A 17,857-nucleotide genomic window follows, 5' to 3' on the forward strand; every position below is an offset into this window, starting at 1 on the left:
CAAGGCAAAATCTAGGGATGGGCAATCCCGAAGTAACGCTACAGGAGTTGGAGCCTCTACGCTACTTGGCGCAAGCCTGGTAGAGCAAGTTCTGACGATGAATGTAGAATCCCACGCGCTTTAAGCCGTGGGAGTGTCAATGAAGTTTGAACCTGCTCCCGTCAGGTTTGGTTTGTATAGCTGTGGTTTCAACCGCCAAGCCATTCACGAGCAATAATCTACCATGCAACCCATACGCCATCGCATCAACCCCAAAACCTTCGTCATCACCCTTGGCCAAATCGCCAAACTCCTGAGAATCCCCCAAGAGCGTATCCTCAACTGGGAAAAATGGCATAACGTCCTCTGGGTACATATCAAAGGAATCGGTGGTTACTTCGTCAGCTACCGCCAAATTGAACAGTGGATTGCCGCTTGTCGCACGCTTATACGCTACTCTCCCCACCTTGACGCCCTCGATCGCCTATGGCAATCAATCTGCATTGAAGCCCAACGCTATACACCAGAGGCATTATCCCGACTTGAAATTATCCACCAGCAGCGATATGTCTACTTATCCAACCGCTAACAAATCCAAATGTGTCACAAAGGGAGCACCAAGTTTCCGACGCTTCCTGCTCCCCTTATGACTCCTGAGTCCAATCCGTAGGAACTCTCAAGAAACAGGTTCTGACGTTATTCTGTCGCCACTGTTGGCTGACTTGGCGGAATTTGCTCGATCGCGATTAAAGCTTCCATAACTGACTTGACAATCGGTGCAGCTACCGTAGAGCCAAAGGCATTTCCCTTCGGTTCATCCACCACCGCCATCACCACATAACGGGGAGAATCCACACTGAGAATTCCCACAAAGCTGGTAATTTTTGCATTGGTAAAATACCCCCCCGTGGGACTAGCTTTCTGAGCCGTTCCCGTCTTCCCCGCCACTCGATACCCTGAAATTTGAGCCGTTTTTCCCGTTCCTTGGCTAACCACAGTTTCCATCATTTCCAGAACATTCTGACTGGTTTCTGGTGAGAAGATGGGGCGGGGTACACTCAGGCGTGGTTGCCAATATAGCTGACCTTGACTATCAAAAAGTCCTTGTACCATATAAGGCATAACCAACTTACCCCCATTAGCTAACGTAGCATGGAGTTGAGTAAGCTGAAGCGGCGTTAGGGAAAAGCCTTGACCAAACGCTGTTGTTGCAGGTTCGATGGGGGAACTGGTAAACTTCCGCTGATTTTTGAGCTGTCCGGCACTTTCAAAGGGCAAATCTGTTTCCAGTTTCTGCCCCAATCCCAATCGTTCTAGCCAACCATAATAAACCTCCGGTTTCATTTGTTGCATCATCCGCACCATGCCCACGTTACTGGAATGTCGCAGGATTTGTGCTGGATTAATCATGCCATGGGCTTTTTTGTCATAGTTGGCAATGGGCCACCGACCGATCTGAATCGAACCCGTATCATTAAATAAACTATCAGGACGAACCGCCCCAGATTCCAGCGCGATCGCTACATTTAAAGGCTTAAATGTGGAACCCGGTTCATACAAATCTGCCAATGCCCAATTTTTAAACAAACTAATGTCAGAGGTCGAATATTGATTCGGGTTATAGGTTGGTTCTGAAACTAATACCAACAAAGAACCATCCAAAGCATCCATAACAATTACAGTACCTCGTTTGGCATTAAATTCCTTAATTTTTTGCTTGAGGGCAGAACGTGCCGCACGTTGTAACCGACTATCTAGAGTCAGTTGTAACCGCAGATCATCTGAGTGGAGAAACCCTTCTGGAATATGATCTGGCATCAATGTACCATTACCTGCCCGACTCATTCGCAGCGTGCGAATTTCTCGTTCTAATAATTTTTCCTGAGAATACTCAATTCCTGCCTGACCCTGATGATCAACATTGACGTACCCAACCACATCGGCGGCTAACTCTTGCTGAGGATAAAGGCGAGAATATTTGGGAATCAGTTCAAGTCCATCCAAACTTAATTGAGCAATTTTGTTCGCTGTATCTTCCGTTAATGATCCGCTAACTTGAATCCCCGTATTTCTTTTATTAAATAGCGTTTCCAAGTCAGTAGACGACTTGTCCAGAATTGGCGCTAGCTGAGTCGCAATAGTGGCTTTGGATAACTTAAACAGTTTAGGATGAACATAAAGGGTATAGACGCGCCGATCCACCGCCAAAACATTACCATTACGGTCAACTATTGGACGACGCGGAATAAACGGGCGCATATAAATCATCTGCTGTTGCCTTGCTTTTTCTTCCAAGCTAGGTGAATTGACGACTTGCAGCCGATATAAATTGAATAAAAGCCCAAAACTCCCTGTCATCAGGATTACCCAAATTAGCAGCAATCTAAACCCAGGGCGCTGAAAATATGTTGAATGTTGAGTGTAGAGACGCGCCATGGCGCGTCTTGAGTTTTGACCCTTCGCTTCGCTCATAGGGAACCTGGTTTTGAGTTTTGAATTTTGCATTCGATCACTCATCTTGCCCAACAGAAGTTTAGAGATTCGCTAGGCGCAATATATTGTTTCCCTCCGCCCCTCTGCCCCTCTGCTTCCTCAATATCCCAAAGGAGTCTTTGCCAGGGTTTCTTGGTCAGATGTCTGATTCGGAGATTCCTGGAATGGCCGCTGAGGTGCCGGAGAGAGCAAAAGGGTATTGGCAGTAGTAGGTGTTACCAAACCTGTGGCAGGGCGTTCCGCTTGTTGAGCGAGTTGATCTTTGATGATTTCATTCGTTGTTGTCAGATCACGCTCATTCCGCTGGAGCGTTCCCAATTTTCGGTATTCTTGCGTCCACTGCTGCTGGGTATATACAGTCCAGGAATAAATGGTTAGTGTCACAATACCCAGGATCAGCGTGATCACATCCGAACCGCGTTGCAGGATCATCAGCGATCGCAACCAACCAGGAGTCCGTTCTCGTGAGGTGTCAAGCCTTTCTACCTTTTGGCGACTGGTTCTAGACGCCAAGGGGGACACAGGGCTTGATCGAGATGACCGCATCCTCGAGTGAACCGGAACTTGGCGAGAAGGATGACGTTGAATTGGAACAGAACGAGAGACAGCATTCATAAGCGTTTTGCAGATATTTAAATTTTGAGTTTTGACCCAACGCGCTTGTTCTAGGGAACCTGGTTTTGACTTTTCACAACCTTCGAGGGCATGGCGCGTGAGTTAACTCCTCCATCTTCGCCATCTCCCCTGTCATTCCGCTATCCCCTACCCCTTACTTCGTTGAAGGGGTAGCCCCCCACGAAAAGGTGGGGGATTGAGAGGACGAGGGACTTGATTTTAGGGCATGATGATGGCGCACTGGGATTTGCAAAATAAACTCAGTCCCTTGACCCGGTTGCGATCGCACGTCTAGTTGCCCCTGATGTTGATTAACAATGGTTTGATAGCTCACGGTTAAACCCAAACCTCGACCTTCTCCAACGGCTTTGGTTGTGAAAAATGGCTCAAAGATACTTGAGATAACGTCTGGATTAATGCCTACACCATTGTCAGCGATACTAATTTGTACCCGATCCTCATCCGAGGAATGGATGCTCGGTTTCCATTGCGTTCGCAGGGTAATCATCTTATCAGAATTGGGCGAACGATTGAGTGCTTCAATGGCATTCGTCAGCAGATTGAGAAATACCTGATTGATCGGCTTAGGGTAACATTCGATATGAGGGAGGTTATCATAATGCCGTTCTATGGTAATCGTATTGATGAATTGGTTGTGCAGGATTAACAACGTATTTTCCAATGCCGCGTTGATATCAATCAGTTTCAAGGAGGCTTCGTTGTGCCGCGAAAATCTCTGCAATAACTGTACGATTTCCTGAATTCGCTGGGTGCCTGATTGCATGGATTGCAAAATTTTCGGTAAATCCTTGCTTAAAAAGTCAATTTCCACTTCCTCCAAGATGTTTGCCAGTGTCGGTGAGGGGTTCGCATATTCACGTTGGTAGGCTTGCACTAAACGCAGCAAGTCATTGACATAATTTTCTAAGTAAGGAATATTGCCATAGATGAAACTAATGGGATTATTGATTTCATGAGCCACCCCAGCCACCATTCTGCCTAAACTGGACATTTTTTCACTTTGAATCAGTTGGACTTGGGTCAGCCGCAGTTCTTCAATCATTTCTGCCAGTTTTTGGGCTTGCATGGCATTATGTGCCGCTTGTTGCTGGGTGCGGGTATATAAATACGCCTGTTGCAGAGAAATCGCTAGCTGATCGGCGACGGCTTGTGCCAGTTCTTGATCGTGTTTTGACCAATAGCGAATGTAAGCACATTGATTGATGTACAAAATGGCATAGAGTTTGCCATGGGCTTGCACCGGAACCACTAATGAGGATTTGATTTGGGCATGTTGGTATTCTTCGTTGTGGGCATCAATTCGCTCATCTTGGGTCACATCAGGAATCACTACCGCCCGTCGGTGCTGAATAATCCACTGCGTAATTGGACCGTGGGGATTGAATGTATCCTTGCAAGGGGCAAAGGGTTGGCGATACACCTCATAGAGATGATCTTGGTGTAATGACTCACCGTTACTGATTGCGATCGCGGTTTCTGGGTTGGCGGCTGGCAGATCTGAAGTTTGGTAATCCTCGACTAAATGCACCAAACATCGATCCACTTCCAACGCTGAACACAGATGGCTAATCGCTTCCGTTAATATGGTCTGGGGATCAAAACTCTGGCGAGTTTGGCTGGTAATATGATTAACGATTTGCTCACGAATGGCTTGTTTCTGGGTTTGTTCATAGAGTTGAGCTTGACGGATACCAATTTCTAAGGATTCCGCGATCGACTCTAAAAATTGAATTTCTGGAGTTGCCCAAAACCGAGGTTGCTCACAAAGACAAGCAATAAACCCAATTCCGTTTTCTTTACCTGTGACGGGAATCAACAAGCTTGCTTTATATTCCCAGAGGGAGGAATTGGGAATGAGTGATGGGGGATTGGCAGAGGATTTCTGTAAAAGCTGTTGCATTCTCCACCGTAGTCCTGTGGGTGTCAAGTGCGCTGTGCCACGATTAACGATCCGTTTCCCTTCGGCGATCGCCCAAGCCATAGTACCAAAACATTCTAGGGGATACTCTCCCAAATACGAGGGCTGATCCTCATCCTGACGGCGTTCGCAGACAATCTCAACTTGCCCCCGTTCTTCCCAATACCAGAAAAAACTACAACAATCAAGTCGAAGCAACGCCGCAATTTCGTCTACGGCTGTTTGCACAACAACTTGCAATTCCAGGGAATTACGGATGCGATCAACGATTTTTTGGGTTAGTGCTGCTTGCCTTGGGGGATACTTGATCCAAGCTTGGATCGATTGAAAAGCGTGATAAAAATTAGAAAACACAATGCATTCCTTAAACAATCCTCCGCACCCACCTTGACGGCTTGTCCTGATTTTATAGGCTAAACCGCCAAAAAAACCCTATATTAACAATTATGTACCCGTTGGGAGAGTCTAGCTGGATTAAGGGAAAAAACAAGTAGTCGTGTTAAAAGTATAAAGTTATAGTAAGCTAGCGTAAAGTCTGATTTGACGCAGTCTTTAACACAAAGGGGAGTGTATGACTAAGAAATTACTGAGTTTGCTGCTGGTATTGGCTTTGGGAGCTAGTTTGGGCGCTTGCCAAAATGACGCAGGCATAGATGAACCTCCAGCAGACGGTGGAGACGGCATAGAGTCTCCGGCTGAGTCTCCCACTGAGTCTCCCACTGAGTCTCCTGAGTAGAAAAGCCACAAAGAAATGCGATCGCCTATTGATTGCCTTATCCCGGAAGCTTGAAACTATTTCCTAAGCTAAAACGCGATATCTGGACTTCATCGTCAGGTATCGCTTTTTGCTTGGCTTCAAGCCTTGGTGTATTAATTGCCATGAACAATGAACCCTAAACAACAACGACATTGGTTGCACTTTGGGCTACTCGTGTTATGGATATCCCTTGGTGCAATTCTGCGCTTGAGTCGTTTGGTGTCTCTACCCCCATGGACTGATGAGTTCGCCACGATGGTCTTTAGTTTAGGCAACAGTTTTCAAACTGTGCCACTGAATCAGTGGATGGGTGCGGATCTCTTGCTCTATCCCTTGCATCCTGTATCTGATTCAGATATTGGTTCAGTTGTCAACCATTTAAGGCAAGAAAGTACACATCCACCGATTTATTTTGTCTTAACCCATTTGTGGATAAAGGTCTTTCCCACCGATGACGGATTGGTATCCTTATGGGGGGCGCGATCGCTCTCGGCATTATTAGGAATTGCGGCGATTCCTAGCCTATTCGGTTTGGGGTATTTGGCGTTTGATTCCCGGTTAGTCGGTCAAATCGCCGCTGCGATGATGGCGGTTTCACCTTATGGGATTTTCCTCGCCCAAGATGCACGTCATTACACCCTGGCAATTTTATTGGTGGTTGCGTCTCTATCCTGTTTAGTCGTGGCGATTCAAGCCATCCACCGCGATCAACCCTTATCTAGGGGGATCGGATTAGTATGGGTGGGTGTCAATAGTTTGGGAATCGCCACACATTATTTTTTCAGCTTAACCCTCTGTGCGGAAGGGGTGGTGCTGTTGACGCAGGCTTGGCAACAGGGAAGGAAAGATCCTCAGAGTTTGGTGCGATCGCATTGGCGGCGTATTTATGCCGTTGCTGGAGGAACGCTGATCGGATGTATAGTCTGGCTACCGACTTTATACAGTATTTACGGTAGCGAACCCACAGCCTGGATCGCTGATGGGGATCTGACTCGTGAATGGTTAGCACCCATCGGGCGGCTGTTTATTTGGGGGCTGAGTATGATCCTGTTGCTTCCCACCGCTACAACTATTCTGCCGATTTGGATCGTGGTAATCTCCGGTATCGTAACGGTGTTATTTGTAGTTAGCCTGATACCGAGACTCGGTAATGGCTGGAAACTCCAACAGCACTTTCCTGATCGCCGTTTAGCCTTGCAGATTTTGTGGGTATATTTAGGGAGTGCGATCGCGTTAATCTTGGGCATCACCTACGGTTTAGGTATGGACTTAACTCTAGGGGCGCGGTTTCAGTTTGTTTACTTTCCGGCTGTGATCCTGTTATTAGCGGGGATGCTGGCTGGAGTTTGGCAGCAGGTGACATTTGATTCAGCTTCTAGGCTAAAGCATGGCAAAGCAATTGTGGCAATGATTTGGCTGATGGGATTAATGGGAGGATTCACCGCAATTGGGAATTTAGGGTACTTACAAAATCACCGTCCCGATTTACTTGCCCCTGTAATCCAAGAGGCGTCTCAATCTGCCGTATTCATCGCCACCACTCACAAGCATCATGGACAAACCGGACGACTGATGGGGTTAGCTTGGGAATTTAAACGGTTATCGGATAGGAAGGGTTCTGAAACGGATAGAACTGCATCTGCCCAATTTTTCCTAGCGGATCGCGATCCCCAAACCAGAACCTATACAGACGCGATCGCACGCTTGCAGAACACGTTAACTGAACTACCACGCCCCTTCGATTTATGGTTAGTGGATTTTCGGACTACGGTTGATTTAGAGGCGCAGCATTGTTTTCGCGATCGGTCTTATGGATCGTGGGCAGGGGAATATAAATATAAACTGTATCGTTGTCTGCCAGAAAAATAAATAAAAATTAGACTAAACCTTTCGATTTAAATTCGCCAATTATCTAATCTCAAAGGATAACCTAACGGTAATAACCGAAATTGTGTAGCAACCGAAAACAGCACGATAAGCAGTAGCTTTAGCTATAACCCTTTGATTAATTCTCCTAAAAATTTCAGACAAAATGTCTGTGTCAAGCAGTGCCTTTTCCAATTTTTTCGTTGAATAACTGTACTCTCCGATTTTTTAGGGCTTCTTCAAGTATCTCACCAACAAGTTCCGGTTCATCAGCAACTAGTCCTAACCAAGGATCTTTTGTTCTTTTTTGCCGGATCAGTAGTTTGATAACGTCTGCAATCAGTTCCGATACTGTACTTTGCCGAGACTCTGCCAAAAGCTTGGCACTTTCAAGGGTTTGTTGGTCAAGTTCAACTTCAATCTTCGTCATGCTGCCTAGCCTCTTGCATCAGGAGCTTGCTGAAATTCTAACATTTTTAGGACTTAGGCAAAGGCTCAATATGTAGGGTGGAGAGAGCGTAGCGTAACGCACCTTAACTAATATATATAGAGTGGTTGCGTCAGTCGTGATTTTATCACCTCGGACACCAGTTAGCACTAATCATTTAGTAGAGACGTTCCAGCGGAACGTCTCTACCACAGTTCGATAATTTCCTTAAACCGGAAACGGCAAAAACGGGATCGCACTCACCAAGGTTTGCAAATTGTCAGCTAAAGCCGTCGAGAGTTGCTGGGTAATCGGTAAACTATCCACCACGATGCCAGTACATAAGAGCATCATGTACAGAATCGAATACTTAAACAACCCTCGCGCCAGTTGGTTATTGGTGGGACTTTGTAATAACTGCCATGCTTTTTGCAGAAAAACACTACCCAACACCAGCGCGATCGCACCATACACCACACCCGATACTCCTAACGGATAAATGAATAACAGCGACGCGGGAACAACTAACAACGTGTAAGCCCAGATTTGACGGGTTGTAGACTCTTCACCTGCTACCACTGGCAACATGGGAATCCCCACTTTGGCATAATCCTCGCGAATCATCAAAGCCAGCGCCCAGAAATGGGGAGGAGTCCACAAAAAGACGACGGCAAACAGTAACCAGGCGGGTAAACTCAACTCTCCCGTCACCGCCGCCCAACCCACCAGTGCTGGAATTGCCCCGGCTGCACCGCCAATCACGATGTTTTGGGGTGTATGGCGTTTGAGTAAGTGGGTGTAAATCCCCATGTAGAAGATAATGCCCGACATTGCCAATAATGCAGCTAGAAGATTGGCAAAGACGGCTAATAGGGTAAACGATGCTGATCCGAGAGCGATCGCGAATAACAAGGCATCACGAGTCTGTATCCGCCCTGAGGGAATTGGACGGCTACGGGTGCGTAGCATCTCATAATCTATATCGCGATCATAAATGCAGTTGAGGACTTGAGCCGAAGCAGCGGCTAAGGTTCCTCCAACCAGGGTAATGAGTAGTAACAAAGGATCAACTTGCCCCTCAGATGCCATCCACATCCCGGCGGCTGTCGTAATCAACAGCAGAGGAATAATGCGAGGTTTTGTGAGTTGGTAGTAGCTCTGCATCACTTGCCGGAAGTTTTCATGTTGACTGGATATAGTTGTCCCAATCATTAAACACCAGTTCCTTTTGAAACACTATGTACAATCATTAACACTTTGACACAATCGCCGCTTTTATGCTTTAGGGGCGGGTGAGTGGGGGAGATGGGGAAGATGAGGGAGATGGGGGAGATGGGGAAGATGGGGAAGATGGGGGAGAATTTACAAAGGACGAATGACAAATGACGAATGACAAATGACGAATGACAAATGACAAATGACGAATGACAAATGACAAATGACAAATGACAATCTTCACTTTAATTGTCCCCACCTACTTTTTCTACCGCTAACCCAGTGGTGCGATCGCGTAATGCCAAAACGGTAAAGACAATCAAATCTCCCAGTAATGCAGCACCTACAGCTTGATGAGACACGGTTAGGGGTTCCACCTGTAGGTGTAACCAGAACGTTGCCACTCCCAGAATAATCTGTAAAATTACTAATCCACCTGCCAGATTTGCCAACTGTCGCAACAGGGGATGGAGGGCAGGTGTGCGCCATGCCAAAATAACCAGGGTTAAAGTGACTAACGTAGCTGGGACTACACCCGCAATATGACTATTCATCACGGTGCAAAGTTGAGACGCGCCCAAGCATTGATGTAACGCCCAACGGGACGCCACCAACCCTCCCAACAAGCTTTGTAAGTAAACCAGAATAGCTGCCATCAAACCCAGCCAGGGTAAGCGTCCAACTGATCCCGTACCCTTGTAAGGCATCAGGGCAGTACCAATAATCAGTAAGGTGGAGAAAAACAACAAAGCTGTACCCAAGTGAGCCGTCACAATATCAAACCGTAACAGTTCGGTAACGGTTAAGCCACCCAAGACGCCTTGAAACACAATTAAACCCAAGGCAAATGTTGCCGCCCAAGGCAGCCACTTGGGTAAAAAACGGCGATCCCACCACGACAAACCCATTAGGGCGATTGTACTGACGCCAATTAATGCCGCATCGAGGCGATGGAACCATTCCAAAAAGACTTGAAAATTCATCTGCTGACTTGGCACCCACTGTCCATAGCACAGGGGCCAATCCGGACAAGCGAGTCCAGCATTCATCACCCGCGTCGCACTCCCTACTGCCATCAACAGCAACGTAGCGATCGCGATTTTCCAAACAAGGCGGCGGGTACGATCCCTGGCTTGGTTGCGATCGGGGGACTCAATCGTATGTTGATGAAGGACGGATTCAGTCATAGCACTCATTGCTAATTCACTCTATCAAACCTGAGTACCAACTTATGAGTTCGTCAAACTCAGGGTTAGTTCATTTACTCACACGATAACGCGACTGTTGATTTCTCACCGTAGGTTTTCATCGCAAGTCGCTAGGCGTGTATTTACAACTCCCGTACCTGCAACTTATCTAGCTGCTGAAACTTCGGCAGGTAGGTACTTCTCAATCATCTGACGGTATTCGCTTTTTTGTTTTAAACCCTTAAGTTGATCCACGATTTCTTTGTCTTTGAAAAATTGTACCGTGGGTGTTCCAGTAACCATGGCATTTTCAGCGATTTCGGGTTCCGCTTCAATATCGACCTCGACAAAGTGGATTTTGCCCAAATATGCATCCACCACTTTATTTAGAATTGGCTTCAGGGTATGGCACGGACCACAGTTGGGTGAAACATACTTAACCATAATCAGGCGATCGCTCTCGTGGAAGAGTTTGCGTAGAGCATAACCGCCAACATGCCGTGTCTTGTTACTATCAAAGGTTGCTTCTGTGTCTGCTGTCGGTTTCTCGTCAGCCGTCTGGGTAGGTGGTTCAGATTCGGGTTTCTGGTGATATTCCTGAATCAGGTTATTGGCAGACAACCAGCGTTCCGCTAACATGGCAGCCATACAGCCCGTTCCCGCCGCCGTAACCGCTTGGCGAAATTCATGGTCTTGCACATCACCCGCCGCATAAACCCCTTCTACACTGGTTTCAACTGAACCCGGTTTGGTAATAACATAGCCCACGTCATCTAGGTCGAGTTGTCCTTGGAACAGGGAGGTGTTGGGACTATGACCGATCGCGTAAAATAATCCTTTAACCTGTAACTCGTTCTCCTCACCTGTTTGGTTGTTGCGGAGTTTGACTCCACTCATCCGACCATTTTCGCCAAACACATCCACCGCCTGCGTATTCCAGTAAACGGTAATATTGGAGTTATTTAATACTCTATCTTGCATGGTTTTCGATGCCCGCAGTTGGTCGCGGCGCACTAATAAATGCACATGATCCCCATATTTAGTTAAGTACACCGCTTCTTCAGCCGCCGAGTCACCCCCACCCACCACGGCTAGGGATTGACCATGAAAAATGGGAGTCGCACCATCGCAAATCGCACAGGCGGAGATCCCATGACTCCAGAATTGGGTTTCACTGGGGAGTCCTAAACGTTTGGCGGTGGCGCCGGTGGCAATTACAATACTGTGGGCTTGGACTTCTCGTTCATCAGAACGGATAATAAAAGGACGCCGACTCAAATCCACAGACGTGACATCCTCGGTATAACACTCCGTTCCCCAGCGTTCGGCTTGGGCTTTCATCCGCTCCATCAGTTGCGGCCCGGTGATCCCTTCGGGGAAACCGGGAAAGTTCTCTACGTCAGTGGTGGTCATTAGCTGACCGCCAGGAAGTCCCCCGGCTTGGAAGCCTTCAAACATCAAGGGTTTAAGGTTAGCACGGGCGGCATAAATGGCAGCGGTGTAACCTGCAGGACCCGAACCGATAATCACCAAGTTTTCTACAGTAGAGTTGGACATATAAATAAACTCATAACGACTACGTTTAAAGTTTAGTATAGCGGAATGTGGGCAGAGAAGTTTTGACCCTTCCCTTCGCTCAAGGGAACCTAATTTTTTGTATAGGCGGGTTTAGAGACTAACATTGATAGTTTTTCCTAGCGGGCTGTCAAGGCAGAAATGACAACTTCAAATAGCCTGTTTTCACGCTGAATTCAAAGAAATAGGCGCTCTGAACATTTGCTACTATGCCAGGAGCGATCGCGAACAATTCCTATTACCATTATCTTGGCAAAGTGACATGTTTACTATTCGAGTAGGGTGAGGAGAGCGAAGCGTAATGCACCACCTTAGTTTTTCGAGCGCAAGCCTGGGTTCCCTACAACCTGTTTCCTCCGTTCAATCCTGATAAAATCAGATAAAACACCATTTCCCAGGTCAAAATTGAAACAACTCGTTGAATTTTCCCTAGACGACAACACCACCTTCTTAGTCGAGGTAGATGAACCCGAAACGACGGCGGTTGAACGAGTCGCATTACCCTCGGGGCGATTAGCCCTCAAAGCCCAACGTTCCTTTGATCAGGCACTGGATACAATTAAGCCTGTCGCCTCTAAGATCATTTCTAAACTCAACGATCTCAACACACCTGCTGATGAAGTGGAAGTCAAGTTTGGGCTAAAGTTAACCGCTGATGCAGGCGCTGTCTTTACCTCTGTGGGTGGCGAAGTCAGCTACGAAATCACATTGAAGTGGAATCAGTCTCAGTCAAGGAAACGCGATGGCAGATAACTCAGCTTACCTGAATGCCTTTAAAACTGGGATTATTCGTATATCCCACGCGAATGGAGTCGTAGTTGGAGCGGGGTTTCTCGTTTCTCCTAATTATGTGCTAACTTGCGCTCATTTGGTGGCTCAAGCGCTGACAATTCCCCCAAGTACCCCCGATGTGCCAACGGGTTTGATTGATCTAGATTTTCCTTTAATTGCACCGGGAAAGAAAATTCAGGCAAGGGTAGAGTTTTGGCAACCCGTGAATCCTTCAGTAGCTGGAGAAGATATTGCCGGATTAAAGTTAGAAGGTGAATGTCCGCCGGGAGTGCAACCCGTGCGATTAGTGACAGCCGACGACGTTTGGCAACATCCAGTGCGCGTGTTTGGCTTTCCCAGTGGACATAATCATGGCGTTTGGGCGACGGGGGTATTGCGAGGGGAATTAGGGAATGGGTGGATACAGATGGAAGCGGTTAATGTCCCCGGTTATCGGGTAGAACCGGGGTTTAGTGGTGCGCCAGTATGGGATGAAACCTTGTCGGGAGTTGTCGGGATGGCGGTGGCGGCGGAACGACAACGGGAGGGGGTGAAAGCGGCATTTATGATTCCGACAAAGGTGTTGAGTCAAGCTTGGTCGATGCTCGGTCAATCAGGGGATTTTGTCCCCCAATCAACGCCACACAAGTCTAGCAAAAAACTGTCGAGAGCTACAAAACTGAAAATTGAAAAGCTTGAGGCTGATCTCAATAAGCTAGAGGCAGATTACAAACAGATTGCCCAGAATAAACGGCGTGAAAGTAATCCACAAGAACAGAATAACCTGGAAAGACAGCTTCATGCGATCGCAAACCAGATTGATCACATTGAACAGGAACTCAACCGATTAAAACAGGGAGAGACGGCGACTCAAACCCAGCGCCTTATGGCTATTTTAGCCTCTGTTGATCCGCCAAAAACCCAACGGATCAAGGCAGCTTACCTAGCATCTCGCCCTTCCAGTTGGAGTGATTTTCGTCCCGCCATTCCCCCCACAATCGAACAACTGTTGGCAGATTTAGAAGATATGCCTTCTGGGGATAGTGGGTACAAGCGAATGGATCAGTTTGTGGCACATTTAATTGCCGATGATCAAATTCCTCAGTCCTTGCGTCAACAGTTACACGATTGGCTGAAGCAAAACGTTGATGATATTGCCCAATTACTGACGCAAATACAACCGGAAACCAAGCCAGAACAATTCTATCTCATGGTATGGATTCAGCCCAGCCAGCAAAAAAAGAATTGTTATTTTATCAAAGCCTGGTTAGCCATTCCTAACCCATCGATTCAGCAGGAAAGCAACTATGACTACGAACCCATTTCTCTAGCCAATACTGAAGCCGAACCCGTTTCCTTAACTCAGATTCCCCAGTTACTCAAAGAAATTCTGATTCAAAGTAGCCAAAAATGTGCGATGAGTGACTTAACCCTGGAATTTTTCTTACCTCGTCAGTTACTTAATCATGATGTTGATCGGTGGGAAATTGAGATCAGTGAGAATTTGTTAATTCCCCTTGGCGTGGAATGTAGCGTTGTCGTGCGTTCTGAGGAGCGACTTTCACCAAATTATTGTCTCAAAAAGAAAGATTGGCAGAAAAAATGGCAGCGACTCAAGCGACTTAACCATTACCCTTCCTCTAAACTTGTTGCTTCAGGGGATTGTGCTTGGAATCAACTCTATGTTGAGTTAAGAAAAGAGGATATTCTTGGCTGTACTCTAGCCAAGGTTCCCCAACCGATGGGAAAAGAAAGCGTTTTTAATGTGATTTTAGGGACAGCGATACCTTTAGCGATATGGGTACGGTGTAATTTAGCGCATTTAAATTGTTCCCAAGAATTAAATCAATTATTAACGTGTTGTATTTCTGAACTTCCAACTACGATAAAAGTAAAACGGGAAGCGGCTTTTGCGTCTCATCCCCACCTGCGCGGACTGCATATTGGCTCTCATCTTTCCCTGATGTGGGAAGATCCCGATCGCGTCCCACCTACGATTCACTATTCTACACCTTAAAAACAATGGCACTAAGAATTTGCATTTTGGGATCACCGACATTCTTGATATATCGTAGGGTGGGCATTGCCCACCAACCTTAATTCATACCAAGTTGTAGTCTAAAGTAGAATCTGTCATGCTGAGCAGAATGCAGTGAAACGGAATGACGCGAAGCATCTGTCCAGATTCTCGTATCTCGTTCCTCGCTATAGCTTCGCTTCACGCTTCGCTCAGAATGACATGATAGAACGCAACTTGGTATCAGTACCATTCAGCTTAAAAACCTTGGCGGGGCGTAGGGCGCACGTCGGGAAAAGATCGCACGTCGGTCATCGGGCGCACGTCGGTGCGCCCCTACAATTGTAATCGATAAATTTAATGGCATAATGCTTTTAGTCATCACAATAAACAATGAATAATGAGCAATCAAAAAATTGGCAGATTTTTCAGGGAACCGGAACTCCCCACAGCGAAATAAATCGCCTTCCGCCCCCTCCAAGCTGGCGTCAATTTGATGGACTAGCAGATGGTGCTACCGCCGCCAAAAAGCAGCAACGGGGGGCTACGTTTCAGGCGCGTCCAGAGGAAATTGAACTCGTTAATGCAGCACTGTATTTACGACGCCCTCTATTAGTCACTGGAAAACCGGGAACGGGAAAAACCTCACTGGCTTATGCGATCGCGTATGAATTACAATTAGGAGAAGTGTTAAGGTGGTCAATTACCACGCGCACCAATCTCAACGATGGACTTTACCGCTATGATGCCATTGGTCGCTTGCAAGATGCCCAAGGTAAGGGTGAAGATAACTTAGAGGAGATTGGTCAGTATATCCGGTTAGGTCCCTTGGGAACCGCCTTGCTTCCCTCTGATAAACCTAGGGTATTACTGATTGATGAAATTGACAAAAGCGATATTGATTTACCCAATGACTTACTGCATATTTTTGAGGAAGGAGAGTTTGAGATTCCGGAGTTGGTTCGGATTGCTGGCAGATTAGAACAAGTGGAAGTTCGTACCGCTTATGGCGATGAGACGGAGATAACGGCGAACGATTTCAAGACAGTTATTAGCAAAGGACGAGTCCGATGTCAAGCTTTTCCGTTTGTGATTTTAACGAATAATGGAGAGCGAGATTTTCCGCCACCGTTTTTACGTCGCTGTCTGCGGCTGAATATGAGGGAACCCAATCAGGATGAACTCACCCGAATTGTTAAAGCGCATCTGGGTGAAAAAGTGGCGGATAAAGCCAAGGGTTTGATTGCTCATTTTTTAAAGAAGCGAGAACAGGGAGATTTAGCTACGGATCAGTTACTTAATGCGATTTATTTACTTACCCGTGAACGGATACCATCAGGTCAAGAAAAAGCCAAGTTAGTTGAGCAACTGCTGAAGTATTTGAGTAGCACAGAAGATTGATTCCTGTCCTTAGATAGCCCTCACCCCCAACCCCTCTCCCAAGGGTGGGAGAGGGGAGCAAGAGTATGTAGCAAGAGTATGTAGGGTGGGCAAGAATGATAAATCTGGAAATGCTTATGATAGATGAATAAGTTTTTTTAAGATTCTCAAGACATCACCTAAACCATTTTTGCGATTGCCAATTCCAAACAAATCAGACATGGCATACAGAGGGGTAGCGGCTTTGACTAATTTGAGAAACAGAAAACTTCCTCCATTCGTAATCATACCGAAGCTAGGTTGCTCTGAATTAAGGTTTCCTAGCATATAGGCAAGAATTTGGGCTAATCCAGCTTCGACAGAGAAATGAGCTTGTTTTGATTCAATTACCATCACCCAAAGTTTGTCTTTCAAAACTAAGGTGTCGAGGTTCCCTTTGACGAGAATTCCTCGTTCTTCATCTTGGGCGGAGATTTGGACACTGCTCTCGGCTCTTAAATTCAAAGGCGCTAAATAAAATTGTCCGATAAATAATAAGGGGGAGACAACTGCCAAATTAATGGGTTTTTCTAGCAGGGGTGGTTGTTTGAGTAAATTGAAATAGCCAGCGCGGACTTGTTCGAGAAGTTGTTTTTGCCAGTCGGTGAGTTCGGGTAAGTCGGATTGCCACTCCGGGAAAAACTGTTCATCGTCAACTCGCTGAAGCTGAAAGTAGGTTTCTAATTGTTCTAGAGTGACATCTCTGGCTTGAATGGTTTGAACCATACTATAAAAGAATAGGGGATAAAGTTTTGTACTAGGTTGTTGATTGGCTTTAGAGGAATTGTAGCTTAAGTGGGATAAGGCAGAAGGAAAGAAAGAAGTTTAGAGAAAATCTGCTGTACAATGTGCCTATGATTCAACAGGCGATCGCACGACTCAATCGGCTTCTGTGGGCGCACGTCGGTTATTGGTGTCAAGTTAAGCTACAGCCGTCACGCCTATGCCTGTCTCCCAAGCGTGACAGAGGAGAGCAATAGGGCAGACGTAGCCTCATTCTCAGGTTTTAGAAGGGAATGAATCGCCGCCAAATCATTGCATTTGTTTGCCTGGTAATTTTCAGCCTACAATAGACCCAGAAAGCCGTTCTATGAGCAGAATATGGAAGCCATCAATATAAAAGAAGAGGCACGACGATTGATTGATAGATTGCCAGAGAATGCGACATGGGATGACTTAATGTATGAAATTTATGTCAGGGTAGCGATAGAAGCGGGACTTGCGGATAGTCAGGCGGGTAGAATAACCTCTGTGGAAACAGTGCGTCAGCAATTCGGATTACCAACGTGAAGGTTTTTTGGACAGATACAGCCGTCAAGCATCTTTCCGGGATTTATGCCTACATCGCCCAAAATTCACCTCAATATGGGCGTCGAATGGTTGATCGTCTGACGAGACGTTCGGAACAGATTGCTGCGTTTCCGGCTTCAGGTCGAATGGTGCCAGAGTTTGAGAGGGAACAAATTCGTGAAGTGATTGAGGGTTCTTATCGGATTATTTACTACATTAAACCCGAGCAAATCGATGTACTTGCTGTGATCCATGGTTCGCAACAAATCACTGAAGATTATTCCCCATCATCGGAGTAAAATGTCCG

19 protein-coding genes are annotated in these 17,857 nt (G+C 46.5%); 9 read left to right on the top strand and 10 right to left on the bottom strand.

Translation table 11 applies throughout. The annotated features are described in order from the left end of the window. Window positions 1-223 precede the first annotated feature (223 nt). Window positions 224-568 carry a hypothetical protein gene (locus tag RIG27_RS19845; protein ID WP_446347987.1) on the top strand — a complete coding sequence of 115 codons (345 nt, stop codon included), beginning with the start codon at window positions 224-226 and terminating at the stop codon, window positions 566-568. 107 nt (window positions 569-675) lie between these two features. On the opposite strand, the gene RIG27_RS19850 is transcribed toward RIG27_RS19845, so the two are convergent. From RIG27_RS19850 to RIG27_RS19860, 3 genes are all read right to left on the bottom strand, one after another. Continuing rightward, window positions 676-2,484 (bottom strand): peptidoglycan D,D-transpeptidase FtsI family protein, encoded by a 1,809-nt coding sequence (locus RIG27_RS19850; RefSeq protein ID WP_446347989.1) that lies wholly within the window; start codon window positions 2,482-2,484, stop codon window positions 676-678. Window positions 2,485-2,571: 87 nt separating this feature from the next. Continuing rightward, window positions 2,572-2,994, bottom strand: coding sequence for a hypothetical protein (locus RIG27_RS19855; RefSeq protein ID WP_446348022.1), 423 nt, complete (start codon window positions 2,992-2,994; stop codon window positions 2,572-2,574). Between the two features lie 247 nt (window positions 2,995-3,241). Further along, complete coding sequence (locus RIG27_RS19860; RefSeq protein WP_446347991.1) at window positions 3,242-5,380, bottom strand: GAF domain-containing sensor histidine kinase; 2,139 nt, start codon at window positions 5,378-5,380, stop codon at window positions 3,242-3,244. Window positions 5,381-5,597: 217 nt separating this feature from the next. Here RIG27_RS19860 and RIG27_RS19865 point away from each other — a divergent pair, with 217 nt between their 5' ends. Both RIG27_RS19865 and RIG27_RS19870 read left to right on the top strand, forming a co-directional pair. After that, a complete protein-coding gene (locus RIG27_RS19865) occupies window positions 5,598-5,762 on the top strand; it encodes a hypothetical protein (protein WP_446347993.1) in 165 nt (54 codons plus the stop codon). Window positions 5,763-5,912: 150 nt separating this feature from the next. Further along, window positions 5,913-7,652, top strand: coding sequence for a glycosyltransferase family 39 protein (locus RIG27_RS19870; protein ID WP_446347995.1), 1,740 nt, complete (start codon window positions 5,913-5,915; stop codon window positions 7,650-7,652). 172 nt (window positions 7,653-7,824) lie between these two features. Here RIG27_RS19870 and RIG27_RS19875 read toward each other — a convergent pair whose 3' ends face one another. The 5 genes from RIG27_RS19875 to trxB form a co-directional block, all read right to left on the bottom strand. Further along, window positions 7,825-8,079 carry a hypothetical protein gene (locus RIG27_RS19875; RefSeq protein WP_446347997.1) on the bottom strand — a complete coding sequence of 85 codons (255 nt, stop codon included), beginning with the start codon at window positions 8,077-8,079 and terminating at the stop codon, window positions 7,825-7,827. 225 nt (window positions 8,080-8,304) lie between these two features. Further along, the gene (locus RIG27_RS19880) at window positions 8,305-9,288 is read right to left on the bottom strand and encodes a heme o synthase (RefSeq protein ID WP_446347999.1); all 984 of its coding nucleotides are present in this window, start codon (window positions 9,286-9,288) and stop codon (window positions 8,305-8,307) included. A 70-nt stretch (window positions 9,289-9,358) separates the two neighbouring features. After that, complete coding sequence (locus tag RIG27_RS19885; protein WP_446348001.1) at window positions 9,359-9,535, bottom strand: hypothetical protein; 177 nt, start codon at window positions 9,533-9,535, stop codon at window positions 9,359-9,361. Window position 9,536: 1 nt separating this feature from the next. Beyond that, entirely contained in the window at window positions 9,537-10,478 is a 942-nt protein-coding gene (locus RIG27_RS19890) for a COX15/CtaA family protein (RefSeq protein WP_446343956.1), read from the bottom strand. A gap of 165 nt (window positions 10,479-10,643) precedes the next feature. Next, window positions 10,644-12,035, bottom strand: coding sequence for a thioredoxin-disulfide reductase (trxB, locus tag RIG27_RS19895; RefSeq protein ID WP_446348003.1), 1,392 nt, complete (start codon window positions 12,033-12,035; stop codon window positions 10,644-10,646). A gap of 423 nt (window positions 12,036-12,458) precedes the next feature. Here trxB and RIG27_RS19900 point away from each other — a divergent pair, with 423 nt between their 5' ends. After that, the gene (locus RIG27_RS19900) at window positions 12,459-12,806 is read left to right on the top strand and encodes a CU044_2847 family protein (protein WP_446348005.1); all 348 of its coding nucleotides are present in this window, start codon (window positions 12,459-12,461) and stop codon (window positions 12,804-12,806) included. Beyond that, window positions 12,796-14,841 carry a VMAP-C domain-containing protein gene (locus tag RIG27_RS19905; protein WP_446348007.1) on the top strand — a complete coding sequence of 682 codons (2,046 nt, stop codon included), beginning with the start codon at window positions 12,796-12,798 and terminating at the stop codon, window positions 14,839-14,841. Before RIG27_RS19900 ends, RIG27_RS19905 begins: the two co-directional genes overlap by 11 nt. A gap of 253 nt (window positions 14,842-15,094) precedes the next feature. Here the strand turns inward: RIG27_RS19905 and RIG27_RS19910 are convergent, their stop codons facing one another. Further along, window positions 15,095-15,223, bottom strand: coding sequence for a hypothetical protein (locus tag RIG27_RS19910; RefSeq protein WP_446348009.1), 129 nt, complete (start codon window positions 15,221-15,223; stop codon window positions 15,095-15,097). 11 nt (window positions 15,224-15,234) lie between these two features. On the opposite strand from RIG27_RS19910, the gene RIG27_RS19915 reads away from it, so the two are divergent. After that, entirely contained in the window at window positions 15,235-16,242 is a 1,008-nt protein-coding gene (locus RIG27_RS19915; protein WP_446343923.1) for an AAA family ATPase, read from the top strand. A 114-nt stretch (window positions 16,243-16,356) separates the two neighbouring features. Here the strand turns inward: RIG27_RS19915 and RIG27_RS19920 are convergent, their stop codons facing one another. Continuing rightward, window positions 16,357-16,986 (bottom strand): restriction endonuclease subunit R, encoded by a 630-nt coding sequence (locus RIG27_RS19920; protein WP_446348011.1) that lies wholly within the window; start codon window positions 16,984-16,986, stop codon window positions 16,357-16,359. Between the two features lie 122 nt (window positions 16,987-17,108). Here RIG27_RS19920 and RIG27_RS19925 point away from each other — a divergent pair, with 122 nt between their 5' ends. From RIG27_RS19925 to RIG27_RS19935, 3 genes are all read left to right on the top strand, one after another. Continuing rightward, window positions 17,109-17,240, top strand: coding sequence for a hypothetical protein (locus RIG27_RS19925; protein ID WP_446343926.1), 132 nt, complete (start codon window positions 17,109-17,111; stop codon window positions 17,238-17,240). 121 nt (window positions 17,241-17,361) lie between these two features. Next, window positions 17,362-17,550 (top strand): hypothetical protein, encoded by a 189-nt coding sequence (locus tag RIG27_RS19930; RefSeq protein WP_446343928.1) that lies wholly within the window; start codon window positions 17,362-17,364, stop codon window positions 17,548-17,550. Beyond that, complete coding sequence (locus tag RIG27_RS19935) at window positions 17,547-17,849, top strand: type II toxin-antitoxin system RelE/ParE family toxin (protein ID WP_446348014.1); 303 nt, start codon at window positions 17,547-17,549, stop codon at window positions 17,847-17,849. The genes RIG27_RS19930 and RIG27_RS19935 overlap by 4 nt, the downstream gene beginning before the upstream one ends. Window positions 17,850-17,857 lie beyond the last annotated feature (8 nt).

It is taken from the genome of Coleofasciculus sp. F4-SAH-05 (assembly GCF_040222985.1).
In the GTDB taxonomy this organism is placed as follows: Bacteria; Cyanobacteriota; Cyanobacteriia; order Cyanobacteriales; family Coleofasciculaceae; genus Coleofasciculus; species Coleofasciculus chthonoplastes.

Excerpts from the sequence above, each read along its gene's own strand:
- RIG27_RS19880 (WP_446347999.1), bottom strand. The coding sequence starts at position 9,288 with ATGATTGGGACAACTATATCCAGTCAACATGAAAACTTCCGGCAAGTG.
- RIG27_RS19865 (WP_446347993.1), top strand. The coding sequence starts at position 5,598 with ATGACTAAGAAATTACTGAGTTTGCTGCTGGTATTGGCTTTGGGAGCT.
- RIG27_RS19845 (WP_446347987.1), top strand. The coding sequence starts at position 224 with ATGCAACCCATACGCCATCGCATCAACCCCAAAACCTTCGTCATCACC.
- RIG27_RS19850 (WP_446347989.1), bottom strand. The coding sequence starts at position 2,484 with ATGCAAAATTCAAAACTCAAAACCAGGTTCCCTATGAGCGAAGCGAAG.
- RIG27_RS19930 (WP_446343928.1), top strand. The coding sequence starts at position 17,362 with ATGGAAGCCATCAATATAAAAGAAGAGGCACGACGATTGATTGATAGA.
- RIG27_RS19890 (WP_446343956.1), bottom strand. The coding sequence starts at position 10,478 with ATGACTGAATCCGTCCTTCATCAACATACGATTGAGTCCCCCGATCGC.
- trxB (WP_446348003.1), bottom strand. The coding sequence starts at position 12,035 with ATGTCCAACTCTACTGTAGAAAACTTGGTGATTATCGGTTCGGGTCCT.
- RIG27_RS19915 (WP_446343923.1), top strand. The coding sequence starts at position 15,235 with ATGAATAATGAGCAATCAAAAAATTGGCAGATTTTTCAGGGAACCGGA.
- RIG27_RS19875 (WP_446347997.1), bottom strand. The coding sequence starts at position 8,079 with ATGACGAAGATTGAAGTTGAACTTGACCAACAAACCCTTGAAAGTGCC.
- RIG27_RS19905 (WP_446348007.1), top strand. The coding sequence starts at position 12,796 with ATGGCAGATAACTCAGCTTACCTGAATGCCTTTAAAACTGGGATTATT.
- RIG27_RS19920 (WP_446348011.1), bottom strand. The coding sequence starts at position 16,986 with ATGGTTCAAACCATTCAAGCCAGAGATGTCACTCTAGAACAATTAGAA.
- RIG27_RS19910 (WP_446348009.1), bottom strand. The coding sequence starts at position 15,223 with ATGACTAAAAGCATTATGCCATTAAATTTATCGATTACAATTGTAGGG.
- RIG27_RS19870 (WP_446347995.1), top strand. The coding sequence starts at position 5,913 with ATGAACCCTAAACAACAACGACATTGGTTGCACTTTGGGCTACTCGTG.